12 protein-coding genes are annotated in these 15,006 nt (G+C 39.7%); 6 read left to right on the top strand and 6 right to left on the bottom strand.

All coding sequences use genetic code 11. The annotated features are described in order from the left end of the window. Nucleotides 1–39 precede the first annotated feature (39 nt). Nucleotides 40–2,877, top strand: coding sequence for an RNA polymerase-associated protein RapA (gene rapA, locus D9K81_RS15475; protein ID WP_120373457.1), 2,838 nt, complete (start codon nucleotides 40–42; stop codon nucleotides 2,875–2,877). A gap of 41 nt (nucleotides 2,878–2,918) precedes the next feature. Here the strand turns inward: rapA and D9K81_RS15470 are convergent, their stop codons facing one another. The 3 genes from D9K81_RS15470 to D9K81_RS15460 all read right to left on the bottom strand — a co-directional run bounded on the left by D9K81_RS15470 (nucleotide 2,919) and on the right by D9K81_RS15460 (nucleotide 5,388). Further along, nucleotides 2,919–3,335 (bottom strand): hypothetical protein, encoded by a 417-nt coding sequence (locus D9K81_RS15470; RefSeq protein WP_120373456.1) that lies wholly within the window; start codon nucleotides 3,333–3,335, stop codon nucleotides 2,919–2,921. Nucleotides 3,336–3,454: 119 nt separating this feature from the next. Next, a complete protein-coding gene (locus D9K81_RS15465; protein ID WP_120373455.1) occupies nucleotides 3,455–3,742 on the bottom strand; it encodes a hypothetical protein in 288 nt (95 codons plus the stop codon). 113 nt (nucleotides 3,743–3,855) lie between these two features. Beyond that, nucleotides 3,856–5,388 carry a hypothetical protein gene (locus tag D9K81_RS15460; protein ID WP_120373454.1) on the bottom strand — a complete coding sequence of 511 codons (1,533 nt, stop codon included), beginning with the start codon at nucleotides 5,386–5,388 and terminating at the stop codon, nucleotides 3,856–3,858. A gap of 200 nt (nucleotides 5,389–5,588) precedes the next feature. Between D9K81_RS15460 and D9K81_RS15455 the strand changes: the two genes are divergently transcribed. Beyond that, nucleotides 5,589–5,855, top strand: coding sequence for a PAAR domain-containing protein (locus D9K81_RS15455; protein ID WP_120373453.1), 267 nt, complete (start codon nucleotides 5,589–5,591; stop codon nucleotides 5,853–5,855). Between the two features lie 338 nt (nucleotides 5,856–6,193). Here the strand turns inward: D9K81_RS15455 and fabR are convergent, their stop codons facing one another. Next, nucleotides 6,194–6,853 carry an HTH-type transcriptional repressor FabR gene (fabR, locus tag D9K81_RS15450; RefSeq protein ID WP_120373452.1) on the bottom strand — a complete coding sequence of 220 codons (660 nt, stop codon included), beginning with the start codon at nucleotides 6,851–6,853 and terminating at the stop codon, nucleotides 6,194–6,196. Between the two features lie 179 nt (nucleotides 6,854–7,032). Here fabR and D9K81_RS15445 point away from each other — a divergent pair, with 179 nt between their 5' ends. Both D9K81_RS15445 and D9K81_RS15440 read left to right on the top strand, forming a co-directional pair. Continuing rightward, on the top strand, nucleotides 7,033–8,100 hold the full coding sequence (locus tag D9K81_RS15445; RefSeq protein ID WP_171406955.1) for a ferredoxin reductase: 1,068 nt from the start codon (nucleotides 7,033–7,035) through the stop codon (nucleotides 8,098–8,100). A 15-nt stretch (nucleotides 8,101–8,115) separates the two neighbouring features. Continuing rightward, on the top strand, nucleotides 8,116–9,210 hold the full coding sequence (locus D9K81_RS15440; RefSeq protein WP_120373450.1) for a fatty acid desaturase family protein: 1,095 nt from the start codon (nucleotides 8,116–8,118) through the stop codon (nucleotides 9,208–9,210). A gap of 91 nt (nucleotides 9,211–9,301) precedes the next feature. Here the strand turns inward: D9K81_RS15440 and D9K81_RS15435 are convergent, their stop codons facing one another. Then, nucleotides 9,302–9,946: an HAD-IB family hydrolase gene (locus D9K81_RS15435; RefSeq protein ID WP_120373449.1), complete on the bottom strand. Its 645-nt coding sequence runs from the start codon at nucleotides 9,944–9,946 to the stop codon at nucleotides 9,302–9,304. Next, nucleotides 9,913–11,121 carry a DUF1615 family protein gene (locus tag D9K81_RS15430; RefSeq protein WP_120373448.1) on the bottom strand — a complete coding sequence of 403 codons (1,209 nt, stop codon included), beginning with the start codon at nucleotides 11,119–11,121 and terminating at the stop codon, nucleotides 9,913–9,915. The genes D9K81_RS15435 and D9K81_RS15430 overlap by 34 nt, the downstream gene beginning before the upstream one ends. A gap of 601 nt (nucleotides 11,122–11,722) precedes the next feature. On the opposite strand from D9K81_RS15430, the gene pgaB reads away from it, so the two are divergent. Both pgaB and pgaC read left to right on the top strand, forming a co-directional pair. Beyond that, nucleotides 11,723–13,717 carry a poly-beta-1,6-N-acetyl-D-glucosamine N-deacetylase PgaB gene (pgaB, locus tag D9K81_RS15425; RefSeq protein ID WP_120373447.1) on the top strand — a complete coding sequence of 665 codons (1,995 nt, stop codon included), beginning with the start codon at nucleotides 11,723–11,725 and terminating at the stop codon, nucleotides 13,715–13,717. Between the two features lie 12 nt (nucleotides 13,718–13,729). Next, nucleotides 13,730–15,004: a poly-beta-1,6-N-acetyl-D-glucosamine synthase gene (pgaC, locus tag D9K81_RS15420; RefSeq protein WP_120373446.1), complete on the top strand. Its 1,275-nt coding sequence runs from the start codon at nucleotides 13,730–13,732 to the stop codon at nucleotides 15,002–15,004. Nucleotides 15,005–15,006 lie beyond the last annotated feature (2 nt).

The following is a 15,006-nucleotide window of genomic DNA, read 5'->3' as shown; positions in this document are numbered from 1 at the left end:
TTTGAGTTTTAAAATATATAGCCTAAATTCAAGATAAAGGTGGAAAAATTGCAGCAGTTTGCTATTGGTCAGCGTTGGTTATCAGACACAGAAACAGAACTTGGTTTAGGAGTTCTCATTGATGTAGATGAGCGATCTATCAGCATTTTATTCCCAAAAAGCGACGAGACTCGAGTCTATGCACGCCACAATGCGCCTTTATCTCGTATTGTTTTTAACGCAGGCGATGAACTTCAAGATCAAGAAGGCTCAACTTGGAAGGTCGAATCTGTAGAAGACCGTCATGGCGTACTCCGTTATAACGTGATTCGCCAGCTTGAAGATGGTTTAGAAGAACGCAAAGCACTGAATGAAACGCGTATTGGCGCAAATATTCAGTTGTCTAAGCCACTTGATCGTTTATTGGCAAGCCAAGTCGATTATAAAGAATGGTATGACTTACGTATTGAAGCATTACTTATGCAAGCCAATATGAAAGCCAGCCCATTACGTGGTTTGGTCGGTTCTCGTGTGGGCCTTATTCCGCATCAGCTGTATATTGCACATGAAGTTGGTAAACGTTTTGCACCGCGTGTACTTTTGGCCGATGAAGTAGGTTTGGGGAAGACCATTGAAGCCGGTCTGATTATTCATCAGCAACTCAAAACAGGTCGTTCTGAACGTATTTTGGTATTGGTTCCAGATTCACTCCAGTACCAGTGGATGATTGAAATGCGTCGTCGTTTCAATCTTGAGTTCTCGTTATTTGATTTGACCCGTACCGCGTCTATTAAAGAACACGATCCAGATTTAAATCCATTCTTAACAGAGCAACGTATTATTGCTTCTGTTGACTTGATGATTGACCATGACGATTTACGTGAACAGGCGCTTGAAGCTGGTTTCGATCTGTTGGTTGTCGATGAAGCACATCATTTGATGTGGAATGAAGAAGACGGTGGTAACGACCGCTACGACTTAATTGAAGAATTGGCACAGCAAACAGCGGGCGTGTTGCTATTAACAGCAACACCAGAGCAATTGGGTGTAGAAAGCCATTTTGCACGTTTACGTTTGCTTGACCCATCACGTTTTAACTCGCTTGACCGTTTCTTAGATGAAGAAGAGCAATATCAACAAACTGCAAAAATTGCAGAAGTGTTGATGTCTGATTTCCCGCTTGAAGCAGTACATTTAGATGCGGTTGAAGTGCTGTTAGGCCAACGTATTGACGATACACCAGAGCAACGCTTCCGTGCGATTCATGAAATTTTAGATCGTCACGGTACAGGTCGTATTTTATTCCGTAACACCCGCGAAGCAATTCAAGGTTTCCCAGGTCGTGATTGTCAACCAGCACCATTACCAGCACCAGAAAACTGGTCTAAAGATGGTAAGCTACGTGAGCAAATGTGGCCTGAAGAAGCACAGCTTGATGGTGCTTGGATGGAGCATGATCCACGTGTGATGTGGTTGATGGAAAAATTACGCACAGATTTAAAACACAATAAAGTGTTATTAATTGCGCGTAGTGGCCCAGTGGTTGAAGCTTTGGAAAATGTACTTCGCTTACATGCAGGCGTGCGTACAGCGATGTTCCATGAAGGTATGAGCTTACTTGAGCGTGACCAAGCGGCTGCATATTTTGCTGAAGAATCATACGGTGCACAAATTTTACTGTGCTCTGAAATTGGTTCAGAAGGGCGTAACTTCCAATTTGCATCTGATTTAGTGTTATTTGATTTACCAGCTAACCCAGATGTATTAGAACAGCGTATTGGGCGTTTGGATCGTATTGGTCAAGAAAACCGTATTCAAATTCATGTGCCATACTTGGTTGGTACGGCGCAAGAACGTATGTTCCGTTGGTACAATGAAGGCTTGAATATTTTCAGCAATATTTCGCCAACAGCGCAAACTTTACAAGAAAACTTCATCGTGCAACTTAAAGACTGTCTATTGGCAGATTTAGGTCAACAGTTTGAAGATTTACTTGAAGAAGTATCAGTACAACGTGAAGCTTTAGAAGCAGAGCTTCAAGCTGGTCGTGACCGCTTGCTTGAGTACAACTCTTGCCGTCCAATTGTGGCACAAGAAATTGTAACTGCACTTGAAGACTATGATGACAATACCACTTTGCCTATGTTTATGAAGCGCTTTATGGCGTCTACAAACATTGATTTTGATGAGCAAAGCAATGGTACAGTGATTATTAAGCCGACAGATCAAATGCAGGTTCAAGGTCTGACCTTAGATGAAGAAGGCATGACAGCAACTTTCTATCGTGACCAAGCACAATTGCGTGAAGATGCACAGTATTTAACACTGGAGCATCCATTCACTGAAAGCGTGATGGAAATGATTAATACCCAAGGTTTTGGTAGTACCAATGTGGCAGTATTAAAGTCTGCAGCGCTACCACAAGGCTCAGTATTAATTGAAGTGTGGTTTAAGGTTGATGTGATTGCACCAAAAGCATTGAACTTACCTTCAAGTTTGCCTCAACAATTGGTACGTGTACTGCTGAGTGAAAAAGGCCAAGATTTATCGCAAAAAATTGCACCTGAAATCTTGAAGCCATATTTACATCATTTGGATGGCAATAGCTGTCGCCAAGTGGTGAAAGCGCGTCGTGATGTCATTGAATCGCGTTATAACCAAGCATTGGATATAGCGAAAGCTGCATTGCCAAACTTCAAACAACAAGCTAAAGAAGTGTATGGCAACAAATGGCAGTATGAAATTGATCGTTTGACTTACTTAAAGCAATTTAACCCAAGTATCCGTGAAGATGAAATTTCACGTTTGCAAAAATTGCAGAAAGAAGGTCTAACTTTACTGGATGGTTTATCTGTAACACCAGAAGCTATTCAGGTGATGGTTGTGGTTAAACCATAATCCTGAAAATGATACATAAAAAGCACCTTCGGGTGCTTTTTTTAATCCATCAAATCGCTAGGATCAAGAGGTGAGAGCATGTAGGTGTTTTTAAGAAATTGTACTGCCTGCTCAAAGTCTTCTTCTAATGGAATCATTGCAAAGCACTGATTTAAGGCTTCATAGTGTGGATGCTGAGGATCGAGTTGAATGATGATGCCATACTGTGAGCTGAGTTGCTCTATATTCACTTGCTTTAAGCTGGGATGCTGGAGTGCAATAGCACCACAGTGAATGCTTAATGATGGTAAAAGATTAAGCACATGATCGGCTTCTATGCCATCAGCCACAAGCACTTCAGGCTGTTGCTCAATACAATAATTGAGTAGGGTCTTTTGTAGATCTACATCTGATTGGCTCAAGTCTAAATGAATCTGGCGATCTGATTGTTCAGTATTAAAATCATCTAAAAAGCGCATGACTAAACTCCAAATTGTAAAAATATAAAGAGAGATGAAGCATAATCTGGTCACTACGCGTGCTATATATCACTGCATTAAATGCCTCTTAAATGGTTTAAGAGGCGTGGACTTTCCTGTTATGCAATAAAACGTTCAAAATGTTGCCAGAGTTTTTCAGCTACTTTTTGGGCTTTATTAGAATCAGGTTCTAATCCCATCTGTTCATTTTCTATGATTAATAGATAGTCTTTTAAGGCATCAATTGATGCATTTTCATCATCTAAAATATCTAGAAGTCCATCGATGTAGCTATCATATTCATCCTGTAACTCAGGTGAATTGCCAACACTAATAGGGTTCCAGTCGTGGTTGAGTGTTTGGCGAATATTGAGAATAAATTGTTCTGCTGGATCTGGTTGTGTCATGGTTTATTCCCTTGCGGTGTTATGTTTTTATTTATCACAATATTATAAAGTGCATTTGCAATTTAACGAGTTCTTGGCGTCGTATATTGACGCCTAATCACATCCTAATGAATTTATGCTGCAATCAACGGATTGTCAAAATAGATATCTTCTACAGTCAGATATTCACTCAAAGTTTTCGCAACTCGGATCACATATTCGGGTGCAGGTGCATTACGTGGTGCCGTTAATTGGTGAAATTCGTATTTAAAACAGTTTTTGTTGTAGCGCAAACCTAAAGTGCCTCGAAATTCCTGCCAAAACACCCGAAAGCAATAATACTGTTCATGATGAATAGACGATGCAAAGCTCAGGATACAATGTTCCATTTCTTGGGCTTCAGTTAATAATTCCTGAGTATTGCAAATTAGCTCAAAGGTACAATCATGGAATTGAAATGAACTGGCTTTAAAATCAAAGGGATAATTTGATATTTGTATGCGTTGGCTTTTTTTGTGCCAAATCGCACTATGGCGAATCAAGCTTTGTGCAGTTGTGGAAGATTGAATCAATGCAATATTGGGCAGTTGCGTATATTCAGTACCATGTATTTGTTGCCCATAAATGAAATCGTTCAGTGATAAGTCAATGTCATTAAACTGTTCGAGGTTTTGGATGATATGTAAGTTTAAAGCCAGTGCGTGACTATATTGTGCTACATATTCGCCGTACAGGCTATACTGACCGTGTGGCATCATCATACTGAGGTTTAGCAGTTGTTCCTGACAGCTTAAGTGTGGAATTAAGTTAAAAATAATCTGTGAAGCATACATTTTTTGTGTGGATGCTGAAAAAACCAATTTTAGTAAAGCAATAAATTGATCTGGTACTTGTGCAAATAGCTGTTTAATTTGACCTTTATGCTGAAATAAAGGGACATCTAAATAGTTTATTTGCATTAAATGCATATAACTAAAATAGCTCGGATCATCAACAGAGTTGAAATCTTGCCATAACAAGAACCAAAACAGCCGGTTTGGATTTTCTTGTTCCCAACGTTTTAAATCGCCAATGTGTGGCTTAATCTTTAGGCTAAATTGACTATAGGTGTGTAGATCAAACTCGCTCCAAATGCGTAAATACCAATTGGTAATCGTTGGATCTAAGAGTTGATGTAAAGTCGTATTTTTTAATTGTGCTACCACGGCCCTTAACTGTTGCTTACAGGCTTCAATATGTTGGTGCTCGATGCATATTTCGTGCTGTTGTATTGAGGTGATTTGCATAGTTGAAGCAAAGAAACATGTATACAGATGACGGTAAAGGGCGAAGAGCTTCTGTTGGGGCAGATTTGTATATTGAGCTTGGCAATAGTGTGCAACCAATGAAAATAAGTCATGAATATTTTGTTCTCGAATCTGCTGGCTTGAGACTAGGCGATTTAAGAAATATTCAATTTCAATGATAGGGTTGGTTGCTGAAATAGATTGATAAAAAGCTTGAATTTGCCAAGTGTGCTGTTCATTGCGATGTGTTTGTATGGCAAAAATAGGACTGACACTTAGGTTTGAGGATGCTTCGTTATAATTAATTTGAATGCGGTCTAAAGTATGCTGAAATAATTGAAAAAATTGCTGTATTTCATGTCTATGACATTCATTCATCATTAAATACTCACATTCTTAGATATGCTATTTAATGTAAACGATTCACAGAAATTAAATACGGCTTATAGATGTAAATAAGATAAAAAATGAAAATAATTTAGGAGTTTTGATGAGCGATTAGTGTCGTGATTGAGCGGTGGAGATTTGTGCAGTGTTTCGTTAAAATGAGCCCATCTAAAATAACTCGAAAAATAATAACAATGTCTAAAGCACTGATTACTCTTGGCGCAAAAACTTCACATGGTGGCATCGTAACGGAAGTTGAAAGTTCTTTCATCATCAATGGAATTGCTGTGCACTTAAATGGCATGAAGCATTTTTGCCCTAAGTGCAAAGCGATGGTAGCTGCGATAGCATCTGATCAAACTACCATAGTTAAAGGTCGTGCAGTTGTAGTTGCTGGGGATAAAACCACCTGTGGCGCAAGTTTTTTACCACAGCAAGCCCTGGTTGTATCCGCCAAATAAAGCTCAATATAACAGGGCGAACACAGCTTCAACTTTGTATTTTGATATGTGTAAATGGAAGGTTTGGATCTGAAGATGAATTGCCAGTTTGAATCTATAGCATGATTCAAGATATACGAAAGGGTTTAGAGAATATTCGCCACCGTGCATACAACTCATGAAATATTGAGTTTATAGGTGTTGAAATTTGATTGCAGATAATAAGCCCTGTATAGGCGGTATGCTTATACCGCATATAAATGTGTATATCAGTTTTGAGCAGAAGGTGGCTTTAAACTCGGCAAGCTCAGCGTTTTATTTAAGTCAGCAGGTTGGTTTAAATGAAGCATGAGAATCGTTTAACGAATTTTAGCTTCGTCAAGTTGACGAGCACCTTCCAAGATCATTCGAATCATAATCATGGTTTGTTCAGCCACTTCAGTTCGTTCAATAGTAGGCATATCAATCACTTTGGCGCCCATATTAAACACCAATTGTGTAATGGCCTTAGCTACTATATCTGGGTGAGACAGCTTACTATTGTTGAGTTTTTCCAACACGATTAAATCTTCTCTCAACTCTTGTTGAAAAAAGTTCAGCTGACGTTCAACTGCTTTTTTATATGAATCTGAACCTGTATAACCTTCACGCAGGAGCAAACTTAAATTGCCTGTGTCGGCATCCAGTTGTTGAATAAATACTTCAACTGAACTGCGAATAATACTGCTTTGCTTTGATGCTTTAAGACGTGCTTCATGCAAAATTTGACGCAGTACAACACCTGCACGGTCAATCAGTTCAATAGCTAGTTCATCAATATCTTTAAAATGACGATAAAAACTATTTGGCGCAATGCCTGCTTCACGTGCCACTTCACGCAAACTTAAAGAGGCAATACTTTTTTGAGGCCCAATTAAATTGAGTGCGGCTTGAAAGAGTTCGTCTTTTGTAATGGTCGCTTTGCGTCCGACATTGCGAATAGTAGGAGTCATTTCAGGTTGCGTTTGTTCTTGGAGCATAGTGTCTATATTCGTATTCAAGGCAGACAGATGCCATGTCTTTCAAAGGATGAGAAACATTAACATAGATTGACTTGAGCTTAATAGTGTTTTGGGTCTGAATAATTTATGCACAAATATATATACAGATATATATACATGTGTATAATAATTAAAAAACCCACGAGATATACATGACAATGCATGTTCTTGCTAAAGCAAAATCGCCTTTAAGCTTCGTTACAGACAGTGTGTTAGATCTAGATGCTATTAATTTTTGGCTTCAAAAGATCAATCCGCTTTGGTCGAGTAACAAAGCTTTGGGTAAAGTTGTGCAGAAGGATACTGCTGCTGAAGGCATGGTTAGCCTCACGATTCAAGTGAATCGTCATTTTCAATTTGGGCAAGCTGGACAGCATCATCCAGTATTTGCTGTGGTCGATGGTATTCGCTATGAGCGTACATACAGCTTAACCAAACTTGATGCACAGCATGTATTGCTTACGGTAAAAACCTTGCAAGGCGGTAAAGTGAGCACATGGTTAGCAGAGCGTGCTCAGGCGGGGGATTTAGTTGAGTTTGGCGCACCTTTTGGTGACATGGTTATTACTGCGCTACACCAACCGCTGGTATTGCTAGCGGCGGGCAGTGGTATTACACCAATGCTGAGTATGTTGAAAGACATGGCTAAAAATAACCAGCTCAAAGATCAGTCAGTTCGTTTAATGTATTGGGTTAAAAAACAAAGTGACGCTGCTTTTGTTGAGCGTTTTGAGAAGTTGGCTTCACAGCATCCTACATTTAGCTATCAAATTTTTTATACCCAAGAAGCCGATGCAGACGCGCGCTTAAATGCCAGTCATGTAGAGCAACTGACACAGGTCGAAACGAGCAAGGTATATGCCTGTGGCCCATCGGGCTTTGTGTCTATTGCAGAGCAACTTTTTTCACATGCTCAGTCATTTAAAAGCGAAGCATTTAGCATGAGCTTAATGTCCAATGATGATATTGGTTTTGTGAATGTCACGCTAACACAATCGAATAAAGTGCTCAGTATTCCAAAAGGTGAATCTATTTTGGTGGCTTTAGAGCAACAAAATATCAAACCAAAACATGGTTGCCGTATGGGTATTTGTAATAAATGTGCATGTAACAAAGCAGAAGGTTCAACCAAAAATATGGTGAATGGTGCACAAAACACTGAACCTGGCAATTTGCTTAAAATTTGTGTGAACTCAGCTCAGTCTGATCTTGTCATTGATTTATAAGGTAGGACCATTGCGATGAATATGCCTGTAAAATTTGAATATTTTAAAAACCCTAAAAACAACGAATTGACACAAAGTCAGTTAGACGAACTTGCACGTGAGCTTGATGCGATTAAGCAAGAAGTTTTAGACGACCTTGGCGAAAAAGATGCCATATATATCCGCCGTGTGTATGCAAGTATTCGTTATGCATCATTTGCTGGTCGTGCTTTACTGTTTGCAGGATGGTTCCCACCGGCATGGCTATTGGGTACAGGCCTATTAGGTTTTGCCAAAATCATGGAAAACATGGAATTGGGCCACAATGTGATGCATGGTCAATATGACTGGATGAATGATCCGAAGTTCAATGGTCAAACCTATGAGTGGGATATTGTGGGTACGGCAGATAACTGGCGTCAAACACATAACTTTAAGCACCATACCTATACCAATATTAAAGGGATGGATGATGATATTGGTTATGGTCTAGTGCGTTTGTTCCCAGAGCAACGTTGGAAGCCTGGCTATCTTTTACAGCCTATTTATAGCATTCCATTTTGCTTGTTGTTTCAATGGGGTGTAGCCATTCAAAACCTTGAATTGGGCCGATACTTCAAAGGGCGTAAGAGCAAAGAACAGACCAAAGAAGAATGGAAACCAATGCAGGCCAAAATTAGCAAGCAATTATTCAAAGACTATGTGTTCTTTCCATTGATTGCAGGGCCAGCTGCTTTGCCTGTATTTACTGGGAATTTGGTCGCCAATGGTCTTCGTAATATTTGGACATTCAGTATTATTTTCTGTGGTCACTTTACCAAAGATGTTGAAGTTTTCCCAAAAAAAGTACTTGAAAATGAAAGCCGTGGGCATTGGTACATGCGTCAAATTCGTGGTTCTTCAAATCTAACTGGTTCAGAAGCTTTCCACATTCTGACAGGTCATTTAAGCCATCAAATTGAACACCATTTATATCCAGATGTGCCTGCACGTCGTTACCGTAAAATGGCGCCAAAAGTACAGGCTGTATGTGAAAAATATGGTTTGAACTATAACAATGCCAGCTTAGTCAAGCAGTATGGTAGCGTGTTAAAACGTATTGTGAAATATGCGTTTCCATTTAAAAAATAAATAGTTTTGAGCGTTATAAAAAAACCTGCTGATGCAGGTTTTTTTATGGCCTTTTGTACAACCTAAAAATCTTTGTATTCATTTTATAGTGCTAAGCAGAACGTGCCAGATTTAACTCAGGTAAGCTTTGTGCCTGACCTACCATAAAAGGAAAGTCCGCTAGACTGAGCATGGCAAAGTCTTCGTGACTGTTGCCGTAGGCATAGATGCTATCGTAGTCATGCAGATTATATTTTTCCAAAATACGGATTTTTTTCTGCTCACTACTACAATCTTGGGTTTGATATCGTCCCGTTATTTTCTGATTTTGAATTTCAACCTCGGTACAAATTAGTTCGATGCCCAATAACTCACAAATAGGCTTTAAGTAAATATCGATAGACGCGGAAACCAACACCACTTGATGTCCCAATTGCTGATGGCATTTTAGTTGATGTAAAAGAGCGGGATCTAGATGTTGAATTAATTCTTCCGCATAGCCATTGGCCAACTGGTAGAGCGAGTCTGCTTGGGTATTACGAAACATCGCATGATAGAGCTTTGGGCGCATTGCATGAGGAGGGTAAATATTAAGATAGTAGCCCTGAATCCAAGGTAGTATTTTTAAACCTTGCCGTACAATATGTCGTTTAGATAGCGCATAGAAAATAAACCCTGTAAAACTGTCTTTGTTACACAGGGTTCCATCAAAATCAAAAAGGGCTAAATTTTTAGATGTTTTATTCGGCTCATACATGTTTGATAGCGTCCGTTTACGCGAGAAGCGAACCAGTTAGTATTGTAGTCTCTACTTAATTTTGGACCAGAAATAACCACTTCAGGCATTATGGCATAAAAAGGTTCTTTGCCCGTTTTTTCTTGATAAAGTTTTGTCACTGCACGGTAAGTTGCTGTTTTCTCGAAATCAATGTCTTTTTCCTTTTTCAAATCTGAGCGAATCTGATTTGGCGTTAAGATCACATTATTGGTAGAAAAAGCTTTTAATAATTCACGTTCAGATGAACTTTTAGTGGCCAGTGGAGATCCCTCTTTGTTATAGAGCAGTAAATCTCCATCTAAGGCTAAATCCGAATCACTGACTTTATTTAACATGCTTTGAAACGCAGCATTACGGCTTGAGTATTTGCCAGAGTTATAATCTGCGAAGCGATAAATAGGCTTGTTATAATCTGCGTCATACATCATAAGACGGTGAATACCATAATATAAACCACCGTATTGTGAATACATATCTGTACGTAATTCCGCCATATTACCACTTTGGCGTTTATTCTCTTTGGCATAACTGACTAAGACTTGCATAGAACCCAAAGTGGTGATTGGATTCATTTTTTCGCTAATATCTTGCCCTAAAAGTTTAGCTGTACCTGTGAGGGCGCTAACGTGATAATGCTTGGCCATATAAGCAAAAATTTCACGGTATAGTTCATCTAATTGGCGTTCAGTTCGAACACGGCTCATTTGACTCAAATAGTTATCTTCAGGACTTGGCTGGGTCTTGAGTACTTCTTGGAAGTAGCCTGCGATTGTGCCACCAATTTTATCGCCTAGTTTTTCTTTAAATTTTTCATCTAAACGGTCTTGTACTTCTTTCACTGCTTTTTGACCCAGTCCTGGTACTTCAGGGTCAGCATGAAAGTTTGATTCTTGATCAACAACCGCCACAATCGTACAAACATTTTCTTTGGTTTGTGGAATACCCAGTTGCTCGGTAATGTCGTAGATATCTTTTGCCCACGAGCTGCGCTCTTGCACGCGACTTGGAATGGCTTTGCGAATCTGGTCTGCATTGAGGGTGGGTTCTTTATCGTTAGACCACCAAGATCCATTGCCACATGCAGTTAAGCCAATAGAAAGTGCTAAAACAGAAAGTGTTTTAACACCATAGGTAGGAGCAAAAGATTTTTTCATATTGAAGAAAACACATTCCGAAAAGGGAGGTCTATCTGACGCTAGCAGTATACTATGTCGGCATAAAAAAGCATGACAATTATCTGAGTGTCATAGTATTCAAAGCCCCATATATAAAGCCTTAAGTACTCAACTTAAGCGTTTAAACCGCATACATAGCGCCAGTAAAAACCACACAAATTAAATGAGCCTTAAAGCTAAGTGATTGCAGAACAGCTATTTTTCTGCAAGCTAGGTTTAGAAAAAATATCATAATGCATTTATATTGCCTAGCCCTCTAAAATCAAAATCACTCTGTTATAAAAAATCATTGTGCCTTCAACTTTAAGCGAACTAGAGCCTATTTATAGAATGCAGTAAATGTTGAGCGAATATGCACCTATGCGATTGAATTTAACTCTATAGAGCTACCTTGGAATAGTGTCTGTATTTACTCAGAAAAAATAATGAAAAACCTTTAATTTTTAAGTTTCTTTTCAGCTTGCTCTGCTAAAAAGTCAGCATGGGAATTCAGTACACCCTCGCTTAGGAAGAGCAACTGCAATGATGGATGATTGGGGGGTGTGCTGCAATTCTCGCAATCATATTTGAGCCATAATCCATGAAAATTCGTTTTCTTAAAACGCTAATCGCTGCCTCTCTTTTGGCAAGCTTGGCAAATCAAGCCACCATGGCTGCGACACCAAATCATAGTGCTACAACAAAAACACTTACTGTTATTGGTTATCATGAAATCACCAACAACAAAAACGCATTAATTCCAGAATATGCAGTTAGTACAGCGCAGTTTCAACAGCACATTGAATGGCTGGAAAAACAAGGCTTTCATTTTATTACAGTGGATCAACTCATAAATGCGAATAAAGGTAAATCGACTTTACCCGCTAAGCCTGTATTGCTGACTGTAGATGATGGCTATGAATCTTTCTATCAAAATGCATATCCTGTAATTAAAGCACATAAGATACCCGTAGTTTTAGCTGTGGTGGGTTCTTGGTTAGAGCCTAAAGCGGGAGCTCAAGTCGATTTTTCAGATGAGAAAATCCCACGTAGTGACATGCTAACGTGGGATCAGCTGAAAGAAATGCAAAATAGTGGCTTAGTTGAAATCGCAAGCCATAGCTATAATTTGCATCGTGGCATTTTAGGCAATCCGCAAGGTAACTCTGAACCTGCTGCAGTGACGCGCTTATACGATCCTAAAACATCAAGCTATGAAGGTGATGCGCAGTATACACAGCGTATTACCCAAGATTTAAAACAGAATAATCAGCTCTTGGTTGCACATGGTTTGAAGTCACCACGTGTGATGGTGTGGCCTTATGGTCGTTACAACATGGAAACAGTGAGCATTGCAAAAAAACTTGGGATGCCAGTGGCCATTAGTTTAGATGACGGTGCAGACTCTGCAAAAACCTCTTTAGGTCAGCTCAATCGGATTTTAGTCGAAGGCAATATGTCGACGACTGAATTGGCCCAAGAAATTGAAAACCGTCAAAAAAACTTAGGCGATAACAACCGTCCACAAAAAATTATGCATATCGATTTGGATTATATTTATGATCCTGATCCAGCTCAGCAAGAACGTAATTTAGGTAGTTTGTTGGATCGTATTGTAGCCATGAAAGTCAATACCGTCTATTTACAAGCCTTTTCAGATCCAGATGCGAATGGTTCTGCGGATATGGTGTATTTCCCAAATCATTACTTACCTATGCGTGCGGACTTATTTAACCGCGTTGCGTGGCAAATTCAAACGCGTACCAATGTCAGCCGTATCTATGCGTGGATGCCGTTGCTTGCATGGGATTTGCCAAAAAATAACGCGGTTTCAGAAGATTTGGTGGAAACACAGCAAAGCAAAGAGGGTGAGCATTTAAATATGGGATATCACCGTTTGAGCCCATTTTCTGCTGATGCCCGTGCAACGATTGCGGGTATATACACAGACCTTGCAAAATCAGCATCATTTAATGGGGTTTTATTCCATGATGACACCACATTGTCTGATTATGAAGATGCTAGCCCAGACGCGATGAAGGCCTACGCTTCAATTGGTTTACCGCAAGATTTAAATGCAATTCGTAATAACGATGCGCAGTTGCAAAAATGGACTGCTTTTAAAACGGAATATATAGACAACTTTGCGATGCAATTGGCGTCAGAAGTTCGTCAGTATCAACCATTTTTACTGACTGCTCGTAATTTATATGCACAAGTTGCTTTAAAACCGTATGCAGAAAATTGGTATTCACAGTCACTTGAGCAATCGCTAAATCGTTATGATTTTACCGCGATTATGGCCATGCCTTATATGGAGCAAGCACCCAATAGTGCCAAGTTCTATCAAGACATCGTAAAACGGGTCAAACAATTTCCAAATGGAATCAAAAAGACCGTATTTGAGTTACAAGCAGTGGATTGGCGTACCAATCAAAAAGTCCCTTCAGACGAGATGGCTTCAACCATCCAGTCTTTATATGAGCAAGGCGTGATGCACGTGGCTTATTATCCTGATGACCCAATTAAAGATCATCCCGATGTACATGTAATGCGTAAAGCCTTTGATTTGAAATCAAGCAAACTTATTCCTTAGAGGAATTGAATTATGTCAACGCTTCAGCAATTTTGGCATTCAGCATTGCACTTTGTATTTTACTATCCATTATTTATGTCGTATTTATGGATGGTCGGTGCACTGATTTTTTATTGGAAAGAGCGCAAAGATCCGCCATTTTCAGAGCCACCTGCATTAACAGAATATCCTAAAGTTGCGGTATTGGTCCCGTGTTTCAACGAAGGTGATAATGCAGAAGAAACTTTGAGCCACGCTTTAGGTTTGCAATATCCAAACTTTGAAGTCATCGCCATCAATGATGGGAGTAAAGACAATACTGCAGAAGTTTTGGATCGCTTGGCTGGAAAATACGAAAAGCTACGTGTGGTGCATTTGGCACAAAACCAAGGAAAGGCAATGGCATTGCAAGCAGGTAGCTTGTTGACTGATGCTGAGTACCTGATTGGGATTGATGGTGATGCGCTTCTAGACCCTCATGTTGCAACTTGGATGATGCGTCACTTCTTAGAAAATGATGGTGTGGCCGCAGTGACTGGTAATCCACGTATTCGTACCCGTTCTACACTTATTGGCCGTATTCAAGTGGGTGAGTTTTCCTCAATTGTAGGCATGATTAAACGTGCGCAACGAAGCTTTGGTCGCTTATTTACAGTCTCTGGGGTCATTACAGGCTTTCGTAAAAGCGCGGTGCATTCAGTGGGTTATTGGTCGCCAGACATGCTTACTGAAGACATTGATATTACATGGAAATTGCAGCGAGAAGGTTGGGATATCCGCTTTGAGCCAAATGCTTTGGTATGGATATTAATGCCAGAAACTTTCAGTGGCTTATGGAAACAACGTCTACGTTGGGCAATGGGTGGGGCACAAGTTTTACTTAAAAATATCGACGTATTGTTTAAACCCAAACTGAACTTTCTGTGGCCATTAATGATGGAGCTTATTTTGACCCTTGTTTGGTCATATATGATGCTGATTATGGCGGTGATTTGGTTATTACACTTTATTATTCCTATGGGGGGCATAGGTGATTTAGTGAGCTCACCTTTCCTCCCGTACGGTACAGGTATGTTATTAGGTGCAACGTGCTTACTACAATTTGCGCTCAGTAAATGGATGGATAGTCGCTATGAGCCATCATTGGGTAAAAACTATTTCTGGATGATTTGGTATCCTTTCGTATTTTGGTTAATTACCATTACTGCCAGTATAGTTGCCTTCCCAAAAGTATTACGACGTGGCACAGGCCAGCGTGCTCGTTGGGTGAGTCCTGACCGTGGTATTCGTATAAAATCAGAAAGCTGAGT

The sequence above is a fragment of the Acinetobacter chengduensis genome (assembly GCF_003664645.1).
Classification (GTDB): Bacteria; Pseudomonadota; Gammaproteobacteria; order Pseudomonadales; family Moraxellaceae; genus Acinetobacter; species Acinetobacter chengduensis.
The sequence above is the reverse complement of the archived record's forward strand: the minus strand, read 5'-3'. Positions and strand labels throughout refer to the sequence as shown.

What these genes read in the sequence shown, in the direction of transcription:
- D9K81_RS15445 (WP_171406955.1), top strand. Translation starts at nt 7,033, where the DNA reads ATGCATGTTCTTGCTAAAGCAAAATCGCCTTTAAGCTTCGTTACAGAC.
- D9K81_RS15440 (WP_120373450.1), top strand. Translation starts at nt 8,116, where the DNA reads ATGAATATGCCTGTAAAATTTGAATATTTTAAAAACCCTAAAAACAAC.
- D9K81_RS15465 (WP_120373455.1), bottom strand. Translation starts at nt 3,742, where the DNA reads ATGACACAACCAGATCCAGCAGAACAATTTATTCTCAATATTCGCCAA.
- D9K81_RS15435 (WP_120373449.1), bottom strand. Translation starts at nt 9,946, where the DNA reads ATGTATGAGCCGAATAAAACATCTAAAAATTTAGCCCTTTTTGATTTT.
- pgaB (WP_120373447.1), top strand. Translation starts at nt 11,723, where the DNA reads ATGAAAATTCGTTTTCTTAAAACGCTAATCGCTGCCTCTCTTTTGGCA.
- D9K81_RS15470 (WP_120373456.1), bottom strand. Translation starts at nt 3,335, where the DNA reads ATGCGCTTTTTAGATGATTTTAATACTGAACAATCAGATCGCCAGATT.
- D9K81_RS15460 (WP_120373454.1), bottom strand. Translation starts at nt 5,388, where the DNA reads ATGATGAATGAATGTCATAGACATGAAATACAGCAATTTTTTCAATTA.
- D9K81_RS15430 (WP_120373448.1), bottom strand. Translation starts at nt 11,121, where the DNA reads ATGAAAAAATCTTTTGCTCCTACCTATGGTGTTAAAACACTTTCTGTT.
- fabR (WP_120373452.1), bottom strand. Translation starts at nt 6,853, where the DNA reads ATGCTCCAAGAACAAACGCAACCTGAAATGACTCCTACTATTCGCAAT.
- D9K81_RS15455 (WP_120373453.1), top strand. Translation starts at nt 5,589, where the DNA reads ATGTCTAAAGCACTGATTACTCTTGGCGCAAAAACTTCACATGGTGGC.
- pgaC (WP_120373446.1), top strand. Translation starts at nt 13,730, where the DNA reads ATGTCAACGCTTCAGCAATTTTGGCATTCAGCATTGCACTTTGTATTT.